This is a genomic window from Pseudomonas sp. P1_C12 (assembly GCF_056406435.1).
Genome location: NZ_JBFUAE010000001.1, coordinates 315595 through 331243, shown reverse-complemented (window position 1 = coordinate 331243; position 15649 = coordinate 315595). Strand labels below are relative to the sequence as shown.

The window sequence follows — 15649 nt, the reverse complement described above, 5'->3', positions numbered from 1 at the left end:
AATGATTACGGCACTGGTGACAACCAGGGATTGCCTCCCCGGCAAGACTCCCATGAATAAAGAAAGTAAAACTGTCCGGAAAAATCGCAATTGAAAGGTACGCAAGGTTACGTCCCATCTGAAGTACGTCACTCTGCTCAATGGTCATGTGGTTATCGGTCCAGGCCAGGAACGTTGAAGTGCTTCATTCACAAAGCGGGTGAAGGCCTGCACCCGAGCGGTATGTCTCAGGTCCTGATGGGTGAGGACCCAAAGTCCCGTTTTGAGGGCGTTGAGTCCTACGAACGGGACCCGCTCTAGCCCGGGGGTTGAATCTCCCAAATAGCAGGGAAGTGCGGCTATTCCCAAGCCCCCCAGTGCTGCTTGCCTAAGGGTGACCAAAGAGTCGGCCTTGAAAACAATGGACGTTGCAGGAACGCTGGCACGCAGCCATTTTGCAATATCCATTTGACCAAGCGCGAGATCCGGGGCAAGCCATCGATTGAAGTGTGCTGGATCAACGCCCCCATGACGCTCAGAAAATCCCCTGGCAGCGTAAACGGCAAACCCGACATCGGCGATACGCCTACCGATCAATGCGTCGGGAGGACTGTCACTGGTTCGTATTGCTACATCTGCATGCCGTTGGGCCAAATCGCTGATGAAATTGCCGGTGGTGACTTCAAGTGATATCTCGGGATGGAGTTCACTGAATCCTCCAAGTGCCTCCGGTAAAATGGATGCCATTAAAGTATCGCAGGTGGTAATGCGGAGTATGCCCTCCAATCGCAGATCCTTGCCTTCGAGTTTGCGGGACAGTTCGCTGACGGCGATATTCATGATTTGTGCTGTCTGCAGTAATTCTTCTCCGGCGTCAGTCATTGTGTAGCCGGTCGAGAGGCGATCAAATAGTCGAAATGCATGAAGTTTTTCGAACGCATTGATACGCCGCAGCACGGTGGTGTGATTAAGATGAAGTGCGCGTCCGGCAGCGGCAAAAGACTTGTGTTCGGCAACGGCAAGTATCAGGCGCAGATCGTCCCAGTCCCAAGTGTGCATATATGCAGTCCGTAATAGCTAAATTGCAGATTGTAGGGTTGCTGATTACTCGCAACAATATATTCGGAAGGCAGCGCAACGTGCACTGTCAGTGTTATTTTGGAAGTTGTATGGACGATTATAAAGGTATCTCCTATGGTGTTTTATTGCTTCGCCTGACAGCTGGTATTGCGTTGCTGGCGCACTCTCTGTATTTAAAGGTTTTCGTTTTTACAATGTCAGGTACTTCAGGTTTTTTTGAGTCGATTGGCTTGCCGGGTGTGTTGGCGTGGCTGGTTCTCGGAGTTGAGGTCACCACGGGTGCAATGCTGGTGCTGGGCTTTAAAACTCGCTATGCGGCCTTGGCGGCCATTCCTGTTTTGTTGGGTGCCACCTGGGCGCACTCGGGTAATGGCTGGCTGTTCAGCAGTACCGGCGGGGGCTGGGAGTACCCAGCATTCTGGACGGCGGTGCTGATTGCTATCGCGCTGTGTGGCGATGGTGCTTATGCCCTAACGAGGCAGCGTGCATCGGATAAAAATGCCGCCAGCTGAAAGACGGAACAGACGTCCTGAAAAAACCATGACCGCTGCCCAGGCCGAAGCTCCGTTGCCAACTGAACTCTGGTGCGGTTTTTGGCCAACTGGCGGATCAGTGCAACTCCGCAATGAAAAGCCACCCTGATGAGGTGGCTTTTCATCACATGCTACGGGCCTCTTGCTTTAGTCGACCAGTATTCGAATGTTTGAGGTGCCCCACATGGTGTAAACATCGGCGAGCAGTGCACCGTTATTGATGTCTTCCAATTCAGCTTGTGTAATCTCGGCATCGCCTTGTTTGCCATAGAGCGTTACGGTATCGCCGGGCTTGACGTTTTTTATGTCGGTCACATCTACCATAACTGTGTTCATCGAGATTTTTCCGACCGTGGGCACTTTCACGCCATTGATGACGACAAAAGACTTGTTGGTAAACACTCGGCGGTAGCCATCTGAGTAACCTACTGGGATGTTGGCGAGCCTGGAGTCTCGAGTCAGTGTGAGGGTGCGGTCATAACCCACTGTGTTTCCGGCAGGATAGGTGTTGACCGCAGCAACCTTGCTTTTGAGTGACATGACGCGTTTCAGCTCGGCACGGCCGATCAAATCGCCGTAAAGGGCTCCTCCTACACGCACCATGTCCAAGTGTGTTGCCGGGACGTCAAGCGTTGCGAACGAGTTGGCACAATGAACGGTGATTTCGTCACGGTTCAAGTGGGCTGTCTTGATGATCCAGTCCTGCTCCGACATGAACTTGTCATAGGCTTCCATGACGAAGGCCTTATCCTCGACGGCGAAGTGCGTCATGATCCCGGTGACCTTCAGTCCCTTCATTGAGGTGATTTCCAGTACGTCTTTTTTGCCCTGCTCGGTGGCAAGCTCCAAGCCATTCCTGCTCATGGCGCCTGCATTGGTAACGAGATGAATTTTGATGGGCTTGCCATTGTGTTCTGCCAGCGTGCTGATGGCTCGGGCTACCTGTGCATTGCCGATAAGCTCTTCAATGTCATAAGGCAATGCGCTGACGATTTCTCCCTCCGTGGCTTGCCGAACACGAATTATTTTTCCTGTGTAGCCCTCTTTTCTGGCAATTCGCGCTTCTTCATTACTCGCAATACCGATGCAATTAATACCCGCTTCCATGATCGTCGGAATCAATAATGCAATACCGTGACCATAAGCATCTGCTTTCATCACAGCGCACAAACTACTGCCTTTCGATAATCCGCCTTTTACGAATTCGATATTTTGCTTGAAAGCAGATTTACTGATCTCTAACCAGGCGTTTGTTTGGCCTATTGTTGCATTCACGTCCTGCTTGAAATTGTACTCCTGTAGCAGCGGTGCAGCGAAAGCCTGAGTGCCGAGTGTAAGTAAGCCAACAGCAACAAAGTGAGAAGATATTATTTTCATTATTTCATTCTTTGAGTTATTTTTTTGTAGTGGTAGTTGGTGTCATGTTGTTCACTCAATGCTACACCGCCAATACACAGGTGCCAGTTGGCAAATAGCTTGTTGCATAGAGCGTTTTGCTCGTTATAGCAAGCTAACTGCTCGTGTGGGTTATTCTGATGTTAGTGTCTTTACTGTTTCTGCTGGGTGGCAGGGCGGAGTGAGAGCGGTTTGTGAGAAGGGAGTTAATTTTCAATCAGCGCCGATATACAGATCAATTCGTGTACTATTTGTTGGCTTCTCCATTGATACTTTAACTGCGCCGTCTTAAGAGGGCCTGCGGTTTTTGAATCGGGTCTGGCGATCACCCATCTGTTTGCTCACCACATTTACGTCCACATGAAGTCCCCAAAAATCAGTGCGCATGGTCGACGTTTTGGTTGAGGAACTCAATCTGGCGCACTAAGTTTTGACGGCGTTGATCGGAGTTCTTCGCAAGCTGCTTCCTAGTCCTTTGCCTTGCTCGCATATACCTGGTGAGCGACAGCGGTTGCCCGATGACCGATGACTGACGGAGCTTCCCTGTGCATCCTTCAGTGTTGCTCTGAATTGTGCTTTTTATGTGCGCAAATTCCCCTTAAAGCTATCCACAAAAAGGGTGGGTAACTCTGTGGATAATGACCTCGGCACTGTGGAGTACAGCGCTTGCGATGTACAGTTCAGGAATTGAGCAAGTTTTATGTTTGGCTGAGCGCTCTGTTTGAAATGACCGAGCGTAGATCAGCATTATGGTCGATTGGGCGTGTGAGGAGATCGGTGTTGAATCGTTTAACGGTGGTCGCCGACCGAGGCTATTACAAGGAGCTGGAAATACTTGCCTGCGAGCAAGCCGGAATCACTACCTTCGTACCGAAACTAGCGGTATGTCAGGCAACATTGATGTTGAATGTGATGACCCCATCGTCGGAACGCCGCCCGGAACAAGCCCGCTCCAACAGGGATTTGTGGTGTGTGATCATTGACCGTTCCTGACCTTGCTCCAGATCCGCGTCCACACTCGCTCGGTAGTCGGCCTGGGGCTGGAGGGTGAGCAGGGTGGCCATGGCTTCGACGGCAAAGGCCGACAGCGACACCGCCAGGTTGGCGCGAAATCCCATATTGTCGACGGCGCCGTGCTCGGCCTGTCCCTTGGTCACTCGACGCGCTTTAGCCTTGAGGAGCAGGGTCGCCTGCTGTGCGTGCGTGATTGGGTGCTGGCGACGATGCGCCGGCACCTGGATTTACTGCCGCTGGAAGGACCGGAAGCCGAATCACCGGCTGGCGACCTTGCTCGATCGCTTCGATGCACGCCTGACCCTGCGGGAAATCGAAACCGCGCGCCTGATCCTTCAGGGCTCTTCCAGCAAGGCCATCGCCCAGCAAATGGGCATCTCCCCGGAAACGGTGAAAGTGCATCGGCGCAACCTCTATCGCAAGCTCAACGTCAACGGGCATGGCGAGTAGTTTGCGCTGGTGTTGCGGCCGCGCTGAACGGTCATGGGTTGGGCTGTTGCCAATGCGCCTTGAGGTATTGGATGAACACTTTCACCTTGCGCGTATTGCGCCGGTGAGCCAGGTACAGCACATAGATCCATGGACCGAAAGCGCTCGGTTCGCGCCAGTACTGAGGCATCAGCTCGACCAGCTCGCCGCGCGCCAGATAGGGCGCGGCGCTCCATTGCGGAATGAACTGCAAGCCCTGGCCATCGAGCAGGCAGGCCAGGAGAAAGTCGTAGTTATCACTGGCCACCCGCGGCGTCGGTTGGGTCAGACGTATCCGTTGCTCGCCTTGCTTGGCCCACCAGAAGTGACGATTCAGTAGCGGATGGCGGAAGATCAGCCAGTCATGCTGCTGATAATTTTCCAGTGAAACGTCCTCGCCCTTGCGCGCCAGGTAAGCCGGGCTGGCACACAGCAACATCTGGTTTTCCACCAGCGGCTGTGCGATCACGCCGGGCAAGTCGATGGGGCCGTCCCGCAGCGCGAGGTCGTAGCCGCCATCCACCGGGTCTTCGAAGTTATCGCTCAGGTCCACTTCCAGTTTGACCTGCGGATGCGCGGTCAAAAAACGGCAGCACACCTGGTTGAGAAATGCCGGCGCGAAGGAGGGCGGGGCGGTGATCCGCAAGTCGCCGCGCAGTTCATGCTGCAACTGCTCCACGTCCTCGGTGGCCAGTTGCAGTTGCATCAGCGCCTGGCGTGCGCCTTCCAGATAGATGCGGCCCGCTTCGGTCAACGCCATGCGCCGGGTGGTGCGGTCGAACAGGCGCGTGCCGAGTTCTTCCTCCAGTTGGGCCACGGCCTTGGTCAGGGCGGAGGGGGTTTTGCCGAGCAGGTCGGCGGCGCGGCTGAAATTACCCTGTTCGGCGGTGGCGACGAACATGGTCAGGGCACTCATTTTGTCCATTTATCTATTCCTGATAGGCACAGAAGTTGTGCGGGAGCAGGCATTCAGTTCTCGATTTAGCGTGGATAGTCTTGGCTACAGACCAATAAAAATAAAGAGCTATCCCATGAAACAGCTTCTGACCCTGGCCGCGTCGCTTGCTCTGGCCTGTTCCTCGATGGAAAGTATGGCCGCTGTCGATCTCATCCTGCACAACGCCCGGGTATACACCGCCGAACCCGGCCAGACTTTGCAGCAGGCCATCGCGGTCGAGAACGGCAGGGTCGCGGCGGTGGGTTCCGATGCCCAGGTGCTGCGCCTCAAACAGCCGGGCACGCGCATCGTCGACCTTGGCGGCAAGGTGTTGATGCCGGGGTTTATCGACTCGCACTCGCACACGGTGAAGGGGGGCCTGCAATTGCGTCAGGCCAACCTGGACGGCGAGTTGCTGCCCCTCGACGAGCTGGAAAAGCGCCTGCGTCAGTGGCGCGAAGACGGCAAGGCCAAACGCGGTGACGTCCTCAGTGTCGGCGGCTTGCCATCGATTTACTGGAGCCAGATCGAGGCCCTTGAGCAGCGTTTCAATCAGGGCGAATGGGCGGAAATGCCGATTCTCTTTCTGGGCTGGGACCTGCACACGGGCTGGGCCAACCGGGCCATGCTCCAGCGAGCCGGGGTCGATGCCGCGCGGGTCAAGGCGCTGAAGGACGAAGAGCAGGCCACGATCGGTCATCACGAGGATGGACAGCCCAATGGCTTCCTGGTCGATGCCGGCCTGTATCCAGTGCAGGCGCTGCTTCCACCCCCGACCACCGAAGAGTTAATGGCGGGCGCGCGCGCAGCACTGGACTACTACAAGAGCCTGGGCATCACCGGCTGGATGGACCCGATTGCCAACGAAATCCCTGGCGGCGATGTGAACAATCAGTCGGTGGGTGTACTGCCGATCTACAAGGCGCTGGCCGAGCGCGGCGAGCTGACTGCTCATGTGGCCGCGCTGCTGATGGCCGATTCGAAAGCCACGCCGGCCGATCTCGATGAACTGGACAAGGTTCGTCAGCAGTTTCTCGGCGTGCCCAACCTGACCCTGCCGGGGATCAAGGTGTTTGCCGATGGCGTGGCGGAAGTCCCGGCACAAAGCGCCGCCATGCTGGAACCCTACAAGAACTCGAAAAAGTCCGGCGAGCTGCTGATCGACCCCGCGCACTTCGGCGAGCTGGTCAGCGCCGCCGACGCCCGCGGCTGGCTGGTGCACATCCACGCGATTGGCGACCGCGCGGTGCGCGAGTCACTCAACGGCATCGAGCAGGCGCGCAAGGATCGGCACAGTGGCATCCCGCACTCCATCACGCACCTGCAAATGGTCAATCCGAAGGAGTTCGCCCGCTTCAAGACACTCAACGTGATTGCCTCGATTCAGTTGTATTGGGCCATGGCCGATGAGTCGAGCATGGACCTGGTCAAACCCTATGTCAGCGCCATGGCCTTCATGTATTCGTACCCGGCCCGCTCGCTGCTCAAGAATGGCGCGACCATTGCCGGCGCCAGCGACTGGCCGATCACCACGCCGGATCCGTGGAAGGCGATCTACCAGGCGGTCAGCCGCAAAGGCCCGAAAGGTGTGCTCAACGGCGCCGAAGACATCGACCGCCAGACCATGTTCCAGGCCTACACCCTCAACGCGGCCCGCACCCTGCGCCTCGAGGACCGGATCGGTTCGCTCAAGCCGGGCAAGCAGGCCGATATGATCGTCCTTGACCGCGATGTCTTTGCCGTCAAGCCCGAAGCCCTGCGCGATACCTGGGTGCTGCAGACCTGGTTCGCCGGCCGCGAGATCTACGCCCGCAATCCCTGATCCCCACAGAGCAAAAAACTGTAGGAGCGAGCTTGCTCGCGAAAGCGGTGTGTCAGCTGGCTTCGATGTTGAAGCTGATTGCCTCTTCGCGGGCAAGCCCGCTCCTACACGTTCAATACCAACGTAAAAAAGGAACACCGCTCGTGAAACTGCATTGCTTCGTCACCGACACCCACAACCCACAGATTCGAGGCCAGCAAATCGGCGAAACCTGGGCGGCTCAAATCGGCAAGACGGTGGCGCTCTATCTCGATTTTTTCAATCAGGTCGGTGTTGCGCCCGAACAGGTTCGCTCGATCGGCGAAGCCAGCCTGCAAGCACTCACAGACTGGAGCCCTTGCCTGGCCCAGGAACTGGTGGCCACGGCCGAAGGCACCGGGATTCCCCTGTGGCAACTGGCGAGCCTGAACGCCCGCACGGAAATCCTCGCGGTGATGCCGGCATCGCTCGAAGGCGAATGCTCGACGGCGGTCTTCGCACCGTCGGGGCCTGATGCACCTAAAACCATCCAGACCTGGGACTGGCACGATTCACTGGTGCCCCACGGCATGCTGCTGCAACTGACGAACGGCTCCGGCATGACCGTCAAGCTGTTCACCGAGTTCGGCATGCTCGGCAAGATCGGCGTTAACAGCGCAGGCATCGGGCTGCATTTCAACATCCTCCACCACGCCAGCGATAACGCCGTTGTCGGGGTGCCGGTGCACGCGATTGCCCGGCGGATCCTGGAAGAGGCCAGCAGTGTTGAAGAGGCCATTGCCCTGGCGCGATCGGCGCGGGTCAGTGCCTCGACGGTGCTAACCGTGTTCTCCCGCAGCGATGCATCGCCCCGTGCGGCGAGCATTGAAATGTCCGCCGCCGGCACCGCCGTGGTGCTGCCTGGCGAAGACGGATGGATCACCCACACCAACCACTTCCTCGACGCGACACTGAGCCTTGGCGAGCGAACGCCGGACGCGTCGACCACCTACGCACGCCTGGCCCATGTCAATGCGGCGCGGCTCGACATGATCCATGGAGACCTGAATCGCCGGGCAGCGGCCATGTGCGGTGCCGCCGGCGACGATGCGCCGATCTGTTTCCATCCGGACCTGAGCATGCCGGCCACCGAGCGTTGGGAAACCCTGCTGACCATCGGTATCGACAGCGAACACGGCGTCCTCGAATACGCCGCCGGCAACCCGATGCTGCTGGCCCGCAACGGCTTCCAGCGTTTCTGAACCGACGTCCTCCATAACAACAAAAAGAGCACTCGATATGGCTAGTAACGGAAACTCCACGGCGGGTTCGCAATCCGCCCTCAGAGCGTTCTTCGTCTCCGGCATGGGCACCGCGCTGGAGTTCTATGACTTCGTTATCTACGGCACGGCGGCGGCGCTGGTGTTTCCCAAGGTGTTCTTCCCGCAGATGGACCCGCTCACCGCCACGCTGTTTGCCTTCGGCGCCTTTGGCGCGGGCTTTTTTGCCCGTCCGTTGGGCGGTATGGTGTTCGGGCACTACGGTGACAGGATCGGTCGGCAGAAAATGCTGGTGATCACCTTGTTGCTGATGGGGCTGAGCACCTTGTTGATCGGTTGCCTTCCGGGCTACTCGTCGATAGGCCTGGCAGCGCCGGCACTGCTGGTGCTGTTGCGACTGATTCAAGGTTTCGCGGCCGGCGGCGAATGGGGCGGGGCGGCGCTGTTCGGCATCGAATCGGCGCCCCCCGGTCGACGAGGGCTGTGGGGCAGTTTCACCAGCATGGGCATCGGCATCGGCGGCATCCTCGGCGCGGCCGTGTTCGGCGTCGTCAGTGTCGTCTCCAACGATAACCTCGCCGATTTCGCCTGGCGCATTCCGTTCTGGCTGGGCGGTGTGCTGGTGTTGATCGGGCTCTATGCGCGGCTACAAAAGCCCGTGGCGCAACCCGTCGAACACAAGACACAGGCACGCATTCCGCTGGTCGCGGCACTGCGGGCGCGCCCCAGGGAAATGCTGCTGTGCACCGGGATCGCGTTTGGCTACGTGACCATCGCCTACATCGGCAGTACGTTCTTTTTGTCGTATGCCACCCAACTCGGCTACGGCAGCACGGACGCACTGCTCTTCGACTTTTCGTTGTCCGTGGCAATTGTGGTGACCGCGCCGCTGTTTGCCCTGCTGTCCGACCGGATCGGCCGACGCAAGGTTATGATCCTCGGCGCAATCATCATGGCCATCGGGTTCTTTACCTTCTTCCCGTTGGTTGGCATGAAGAGCCTGCTTGTTTCAACCTTGGCCTATATCGCAGTGGGTGCGTTCATGGGCGCGACCCAGGGACCGATCCCCGCGTTTCTCGCGGAACAGTTCCCCAGGGAAATGCGCTATTCGGGGATGTCCGCGGCCTACCAGATCGGCGCTGCACTGGGCGGCGGTACGGCGTCGAGCGTGGCCACGGCGATCCTGATTGCCACCGATCACAATGCACTCGGCGTTGCCGTATACGGTTCGGTGGCGCTGGCGATTGTGGCGGTTTGCTCGTTCTTCTTGAGGGAAACGGCGCACTTGAGCATGGCGCAGATTGATCAGGGAACCGCAGCACCGGCACCACGGGCGAAACATGGAGAGCGCAGAAGTGTTGTTCACTGAAGATCAAAAGCTATGGGGGCGGCGGTGCGACGGTTCGATTGGCTCGCGAAGGCGGTGGGGCGGGTGGCATCTTCATTGAATGTGCCGGCCTCTACGCGAGCAAGCCCATAGTAGATCGGTGGCGAGCACCTATCTTTTGTTCGGCGCGGTCAAGTGCGGGAGCGGGCCTGCATGCGAAGACGATTTCAAAGGCGCCGACCTGTTACTTCTTACAGTTACGGTCCGGCTCCAAAAGGGCCAGTCTTTCGCCAGTGAAAGCTATGGACCGTCAACGCCGTGAAGGCTCACCCCCAAACTGCGACACTCATGCTGTCGGTCATCGATCCGCGCATCACTCGGCAACGCTTCGATGTGGCGGGACGTTTGACTCAATCCTGGGATCCACGCTTGAGGGCGCGGCGCCGATGCCGAACCTGACAACTCTCTATGGCTTGAAAGGTCATGCGTGGCTGACAGACAGTGTTGATACCGGGTGGCAGTTGGGGTTGCTGGTTAGGCAGGGTTGCCCTGTTCCTTCTGGAATACGTGGGGCAGTCAGCCTCATACCGAGTTCGACGAGCAACAACGGCCCATCAGCGTTACGGAACAAACCGCAGGACAGCAACCGGGTGTGGTGGACTGCTTGACCTATGGTGGCGCCGATCCAGTGTTCGCCGCGCACAGCCAATGCGGGCGGATGATCCGCCATGACCATCCGGCAGTTACACAATGGGTTGCTGACTACGGGCGCGCCGCTTCAATACCGGTTGAGGAGCAACGAGTGCTGCTTGAGCTTGAAACACCTGACTGGCCAATCGAGGTTGATGCCAGAGACCCGGGCCTGGAAGGCGATCATTCATCACCTGTCATAGTTTCAATCACCGGCGGTGAGCCTCAGGCACAAATCGATGTCATAAACAACGTTCGCACCCATTTGCAGCCAAGCCTGACTCAACTTGCCCACCACGTCGTCTGGGTGGCTTTCGTTCGGCGGTCTGCCGTCTATGGCGGCAAGCCCTCACGTTAGAACACTGGGCGAGGTGCTGCTTTCGTTGGCGGTCGAGCCAGAACATTCAGGATGCGGCCAGCGCTCACAACGCTTGTTTCAAGTGCTCACTCAACAACCGTCAGCACGGCATCGAACACAGTGATGGGAACAGCAGCCGGTATTCTCTGGCTTGATCAGACTAAATAACGCCTCAGTCTGGGCCTGAAACGCTGCGACGGTCTCGGGCAATCCGCAAGCGGACCATCACGACGTAGTGCTCTGGGTTCGCTATCAACAGGACGGAGAAATGACTCCATCATGTGTTTGCCAAATACTTCACATGCTCAACCAAAAAAATAGTGTTTTTTTTTTATTCAAGGACAATGATGGGCAAAATTTTTTGCCTAAATATGCTCTACGGCCAGAGGGAAAGTAAATGCCGATCGACAACGCTGATTCAGGTGATGGCGATTTTGATTCCACTAGGGATCGCGTTGCGTTGGGCGAAGAAATTCGCAAATTGCGCAAAGCTCGCTCAAAGACCTTGGCCGAAATTTCCTTGGCCACTGGCCGGTCGATCAGTTTCATAAGCCAGCTAGAACGTGGTCGTGCTGAAATTCCAATTTCCGATCTGAAGCGCATCGCACTTACTCTTGGGGTGCCATTGGATTGGTTCTTCATGGCAAATGAGCAGCCAGCGGCAGAGACCGGGAGAGTGGTTCGTGCAGGTGGTCGTCGACGGTTGGGTTCGGTGGCCGGCGGGCTGACGGAGGAATCGTTATCACCCTCTATCGGAGGCGCGTTCGAAATGTTCCTCAGTACGATTGGTCCCGGTGCCACCTTCGAAGCCAAGAGCACCCGCGGGACTGAAGAAGAGGGTTTTCTGGTTTCTGGACAGCTCAATCTCTGGATAGGTGAGCATCCTTTCAGTCTGAGTGCAGGAGACAGTTTTCGCATCGCCAATGAACCGTATCGCTGGGAAAACCCCGGTGAGATCGATGCCGTTGTCATTTGGGTTATTGCACCGCCAGCCTTCTAACAGATTGCTTGGGGCAACCGCTATTTCATTTTGGTGTAAAGGGTCAGTAACGCTGGCAGTCTGGGGCTGTTCGGAGAGTTGACTCATCTCACGCGCTCTATCCTCGTCTCTTCAAATCTCCAAAGTGGATGTACTGCCTCGACGCACAATAGGGTCGAGGGCAGGTGTGGAAGTCGCTTCCCACAGGTCCGCGTATCGTTCGCTAAAGAGACCTGGCAATCCCTCGATTCGCGCTGTCCTCGAAGCGGGCATCTCACGTAATTCCTTCGTGGCCCGTTCGACCTGCGTCGACAGCAATGGCCCTATCTGAAGCATGCCCATTGAACGGGACTATCGATCAATGCTTCGCTCTAATAAAAAATTTAGTGCATTAATTTTTTCAGGATGCATAATCAGGTCATAAAGTTTTTTGAGAGAAAAATTACAGACGGTAATTGCAGGGTTGAGATGAGGGTCTGAAGGTGAATGATGTCGCTGGCATAGCGAAAATGGATCTTGGGATGGAAACGCCTGGGGACCGCATCGCTTGGGGCAATGAAATTCGCAAGCTCCGTAAAGCACGTGGTAAGACACTTGTCGAGCTTGCATTGGCAACAGGTAGATCGCCCAGCTTCCTCAGTCAGCTAGAGCGCGGAAACACCGAGATTTCCATTACAGATTTAAAAAAACTTGCAACGGTACTGGGTGTGACCCTGGGTTGGTTTTTTACCGCCGATAGCAAGCCAGCCGCAGAGATGGGGCGTGTTGTACGTGCCGATAGTCGTCGACGCTTAGGCGGATTTCTCGATGGTATTACCGAAGAACTGCTGTCGCCGGATATAGGTGGGATGTTCGAAATGTTTCTCACCAGCTTTGCGATAGGTGCAGTTCGCCCGCCAGCGACGCCGCGTAATACAGAGGAAGAGCTCTACGTTATCAGTGGGCAATTCGATATCTGGTTGGGCAGGAATAAGTACAGCCTGAAAGCGGGTGATAGTTTTCGAATAGTTCGTGAATCGTACTGCTGGGTCAATACCGGCGACACAGAAGTTAAGATTCTCTGGGTGATAGCTCCACCGACCTACTGATCATTTGTCGTATCAACAAGTTGCAGAGGTAATAAGTAACGTTTGAAACGTCCCTTTATCAGGGTTGTGGGTTCGTGCATCCATAATTTGTCAGGCGCAGCCTAAGGCTTAAACAAAATCAAGAATGGCGCTGAAGTTCTAGACCTGAAATAAAGCGCTTGGTGTAAGTGTATAAAAAGAAAAGGCTCTGTACAGAGTGGGGCTCAATAAAATTGCCTACTCGAATCGAAAGTTCGATTAAACAGATGTCGATACGACGGTTTTCTTATTTCAGGAGATACACAAGTGGCTTCTTCATCTGATAAACGCATCGACGTGACGCCGCCTCAGGTTGAACCGACCGATTCAGGTTGGTACCTGGCTAGCGGAGTGGAACTGCCGCTCAATCCGCTCACCACAAATGTGACATGTGAATGCCTGGTGATTGGTGCGGGCTGGATGGGGTTGCATGCTGCACGTCGCTACGCCGAACTCAATCCCAATGCCCAAGTGCTGTTGGTGGATGCCGGTCGAATTGGCAACAACGCGTCCGGTCGATGCATGGGCTTTGCCATTGACCTGGCACACAACCCCCGTAAGCGTGACTTTGTCGAAGATTTACAAGGCAACCGGGAAGAACTTCACGTCAACCTGGAAGGCACCTCATACATGAAGAGTGCGGTTGAAGCAGGTGTGGATTGCGACTGGGATCCTCAGGGCAAATATCACAGTGCGGCAACCCAGCACGGCGTGGCTGACCTCGTACATTTCTCCAAAGCCCTTGACGTTATGGGGCAGAAGTACAGCTGGGTCGAGTCCGAGGGGATGCGCGAGCTGACCGGTAGCAAGCATTACATCAAAGGCTTGCATCACCCCGGTACTGTGCTTCTTCAGCCGGCCAAATACTTGATGAATGCGGCGCGCGCACTTCCAAAAAACGTCAGGATTCACGAGAACACCATTATTACGTCTGCCAAATTCGGCAAGCCGCACCATGTGTTCGAAACCCGGAACGCCGTGATCAAAGCGAATAAAGTGATCATTTGCGCATCGGGCTACCTGACCAACTTCGGTTTTTACAAGAACTCGGCAATCCCGGTCTACACATTTGCCAGTATGACGCGTCAGCTGACCGAGAAGGAGCTCGCGGGCTGCGGAGCTGGTCCGTTCGGGCTTATTCCGGCAAACAGCTTTGGTACTACAGTCCGCCGAACCAACGACAATCGACTGATCTTTCGCAACGTTTATTCATACGCCAAGAAGTACAAAACCACGACCGATGATGTGCATCAGGCAAGCCTGCAGCAGCAGGTGTCTTTCGACAGGCGCTATCCAGAACTCGCCTCCATGGGGTTCGAGTCCAGCTGGGGGGGGCTGCTGACCCTGTCCCAGAATGGCGGAATGATCTGGGGTGAACTGGCCGAAAATGTTTACGGTACGGGTATCTGCAACGGTACGGGCGTGTCCCGCGGCACTGCATTCGGGAAGGCTCTGGCCGAACTCGCCTCAGGCATGAACTCCACCACCATCGAAATCCTCAAGCGCCGTAAGGCTCCCTCACGAGCTTATCCGGAAATCATTACGTCGTTGGGTGTGAAGTTCGTCACCGGACGTCGCTTCAAAGAAGCTGGACAAGAAATTTAAAAACAGGAGAACTTGCAATGGCAAATCTGGCCGGCATCAACCTTGCGATGCAAACCACTTTTAACGACCGCGGCGAGATCGATTACGCCGCGTTCGAGAATCTCATCGACCAATACATCGAGGCGGGTGTACATGGTCTGGTACTCGGTGCGGGTACCGGTCAACACCCCTATTTGACCGAAGCCGAATGCAACAAACTTTATGAAGTGGGCATCAAGCGCATCAACGGTCGTGTCAACGTCATCTGCCAAACCTCGGCATTGAATATCGATGAAGTCGTGCGCCGATCCAAACATGCCGAGAGCATAGGCGCCGATGCGCTCATGATTCTGCCGCCGTACCTGGAAGGTCCGACCGATGAGGATGGTCTGTTCGAGTTTTATAGCGAGATCGACGCAGCCGTAAATATCGACATTATCGGCTACAACATTCCATACGCTACTCAGATATCGATTTCTCCGCAGCTCCTCAGTCGTCTGCAGCAGTTAAAAAACTTTAACTATATTAAGGACAGCAGCGGCGATTTCACCGTTCAGCAGCAGTACCTTCAAAGTGGAGGCGGGGTGTTGAACGGTGGCGACACCCTCACTTTGTACGCCTTTCTGGCGGGCACAAAGGGCGCCATCTGGGGCGCTGCCAACTACATGCCCCGCGAATCGGTGGATCTGTACAACCTGGTTCAGGAAAAGCGCTACGACGACGCATTCGCCCTGTGGAACCGTATGTTGCCGTCGTTGCTGCTGGTTCAGACCACCAACTACATCCCGTCTGTGCTGTATGCGGCACACCTGCGGGGCTTCGGCACCGGTAATTTGCGCAAACCGCAACGGCGCATCACCGAGCAGGAAGCGACTGTACTCAAAGCCGTTCTTCAGCCGCTTCTCAATGGCTAATTCGGAGGGCTGGAGCACTGAAAATCGGTTCCTTGCAGTCATCCAGAGACCACTCTTTGCGTTGTCTGAAGATTGCTTGCAGTACTGATTTTCTATGGTTTTTCAGCCTCGTGAGCGCCGATGAGAAAATTTAAGTCGGCGCGATGGTCTGGGACGACACGCTAGGCCCCCTCGTTTGTCGGTAAAAAGAAACGGGCGATTGATACCTGGTGGAAGGATAAACGG

General features: G+C 56.0%; 13 protein-coding genes and 2 pseudogenes. 11 read left to right on the top strand and 4 right to left on the bottom strand.

The window, feature by feature from the left end:
- Positions 1-144: 144 nt before the first annotated feature.
- Positions 145-1038 (bottom strand): LysR family transcriptional regulator, encoded by an 894-nt coding sequence (locus AC1D19_RS01545; RefSeq protein ID WP_477762105.1) that lies wholly within the window; start codon positions 1036-1038, stop codon positions 145-147.
- 110 nt (positions 1039-1148) lie between these two features.
- Between AC1D19_RS01545 and AC1D19_RS01540 the strand changes: the two genes are divergently transcribed.
- Positions 1149-1571, top strand: a complete 423-nt coding sequence (locus tag AC1D19_RS01540; RefSeq protein ID WP_477762104.1) for a DoxX family protein — start codon at positions 1149-1151, stop codon at positions 1569-1571.
- A 168-nt stretch (positions 1572-1739) separates the two neighbouring features.
- On the opposite strand, the gene alr is transcribed toward AC1D19_RS01540, so the two are convergent.
- The gene (gene alr / locus AC1D19_RS01535) at positions 1740-2969 is read right to left on the bottom strand and encodes an alanine racemase (RefSeq protein WP_477762103.1); all 1230 of its coding nucleotides are present in this window, start codon (positions 2967-2969) and stop codon (positions 1740-1742) included.
- A gap of 785 nt (positions 2970-3754) precedes the next feature.
- On the opposite strand from alr, the pseudogene AC1D19_RS01530 reads away from it, so the two are divergent.
- A pseudogene (locus AC1D19_RS01530) lies at positions 3755-3863 on the top strand (hypothetical protein); the annotation flags it as partial.
- 11 nt (positions 3864-3874) lie between these two features.
- Here the strand turns inward: AC1D19_RS01530 and AC1D19_RS01525 are convergent.
- Complete coding sequence (locus tag AC1D19_RS01525; protein ID WP_477762348.1) at positions 3875-4144, bottom strand: hypothetical protein; 270 nt, start codon at positions 4142-4144, stop codon at positions 3875-3877.
- On the opposite strand from AC1D19_RS01525, the pseudogene AC1D19_RS01520 reads away from it, so the two are divergent.
- Positions 4109-4451 (top strand): annotated as a pseudogene (locus AC1D19_RS01520) (helix-turn-helix transcriptional regulator); the annotation flags it as partial. The gene AC1D19_RS01525 and the pseudogene AC1D19_RS01520 sit on opposite strands and share 36 nt — an antisense overlap.
- 31 nt (positions 4452-4482) lie before the next feature.
- On the opposite strand, the gene AC1D19_RS01515 reads toward AC1D19_RS01520, so the two are convergent.
- Entirely contained in the window at positions 4483-5394 is a 912-nt protein-coding gene (locus AC1D19_RS01515; RefSeq protein ID WP_477762102.1) for a LysR family transcriptional regulator, read from the bottom strand.
- Between the two features lie 106 nt (positions 5395-5500).
- On the opposite strand from AC1D19_RS01515, the gene AC1D19_RS01510 reads away from it, so the two are divergent.
- The 8 genes from AC1D19_RS01510 (at position 5501) to AC1D19_RS01475 (ending at position 15424) form a co-directional block, all read left to right on the top strand.
- Positions 5501-7228 carry an amidohydrolase gene (locus AC1D19_RS01510; protein WP_477762101.1) on the top strand — a complete coding sequence of 576 codons (1728 nt, stop codon included), beginning with the start codon at positions 5501-5503 and terminating at the stop codon, positions 7226-7228.
- Between the two features lie 143 nt (positions 7229-7371).
- Positions 7372-8448, top strand: coding sequence for a C45 family autoproteolytic acyltransferase/hydolase (locus tag AC1D19_RS01505; RefSeq protein ID WP_477762100.1), 1077 nt, complete (start codon positions 7372-7374; stop codon positions 8446-8448).
- Positions 8449-8485: 37 nt separating this feature from the next.
- Positions 8486-9835 carry an MFS transporter gene (locus AC1D19_RS01500; RefSeq protein ID WP_477762099.1) on the top strand — a complete coding sequence of 450 codons (1350 nt, stop codon included), beginning with the start codon at positions 8486-8488 and terminating at the stop codon, positions 9833-9835.
- Positions 9836-10457: 622 nt separating this feature from the next.
- The gene (locus AC1D19_RS01495; protein ID WP_477762098.1) at positions 10458-10841 is read left to right on the top strand and encodes a hypothetical protein; all 384 of its coding nucleotides are present in this window, start codon (positions 10458-10460) and stop codon (positions 10839-10841) included.
- 397 nt (positions 10842-11238) lie between these two features.
- Complete coding sequence (locus AC1D19_RS01490) at positions 11239-11841, top strand: helix-turn-helix domain-containing protein (protein ID WP_477762097.1); 603 nt, start codon at positions 11239-11241, stop codon at positions 11839-11841.
- A gap of 461 nt (positions 11842-12302) precedes the next feature.
- Positions 12303-12908: a helix-turn-helix domain-containing protein gene (locus AC1D19_RS01485; protein WP_477762096.1), complete on the top strand. Its 606-nt coding sequence runs from the start codon at positions 12303-12305 to the stop codon at positions 12906-12908.
- 285 nt (positions 12909-13193) lie between these two features.
- On the top strand, positions 13194-14531 hold the full coding sequence (locus tag AC1D19_RS01480; protein WP_221179058.1) for an NAD(P)/FAD-dependent oxidoreductase: 1338 nt from the start codon (positions 13194-13196) through the stop codon (positions 14529-14531).
- A gap of 17 nt (positions 14532-14548) precedes the next feature.
- Positions 14549-15424, top strand: a complete 876-nt coding sequence (locus AC1D19_RS01475) for a dihydrodipicolinate synthase family protein (protein WP_123366532.1) — start codon at positions 14549-14551, stop codon at positions 15422-15424.
- Positions 15425-15649: the final 225 nt, after the last annotated feature.

Bases quoted from the DNA above. Each gene is read 5' to 3' on its own strand.
- AC1D19_RS01515 (WP_477762102.1), bottom strand. From the start codon at position 5,394: ATGGACAAAATGAGTGCCCTGACCATGTTCGTCGCCACCGCCGAACAG.
- alr (WP_477762103.1), bottom strand. From the start codon at position 2,969: ATGAAAATAATATCTTCTCACTTTGTTGCTGTTGGCTTACTTACACTC.
- AC1D19_RS01490 (WP_477762097.1), top strand. From the start codon at position 11,239: ATGCCGATCGACAACGCTGATTCAGGTGATGGCGATTTTGATTCCACT.
- AC1D19_RS01510 (WP_477762101.1), top strand. From the start codon at position 5,501: ATGAAACAGCTTCTGACCCTGGCCGCGTCGCTTGCTCTGGCCTGTTCC.
- AC1D19_RS01500 (WP_477762099.1), top strand. From the start codon at position 8,486: ATGGCTAGTAACGGAAACTCCACGGCGGGTTCGCAATCCGCCCTCAGA.
- AC1D19_RS01545 (WP_477762105.1), bottom strand. From the start codon at position 1,038: ATGCACACTTGGGACTGGGACGATCTGCGCCTGATACTTGCCGTTGCC.
- AC1D19_RS01540 (WP_477762104.1), top strand. From the start codon at position 1,149: ATGGACGATTATAAAGGTATCTCCTATGGTGTTTTATTGCTTCGCCTG.
- AC1D19_RS01475 (WP_123366532.1), top strand. From the start codon at position 14,549: ATGGCAAATCTGGCCGGCATCAACCTTGCGATGCAAACCACTTTTAAC.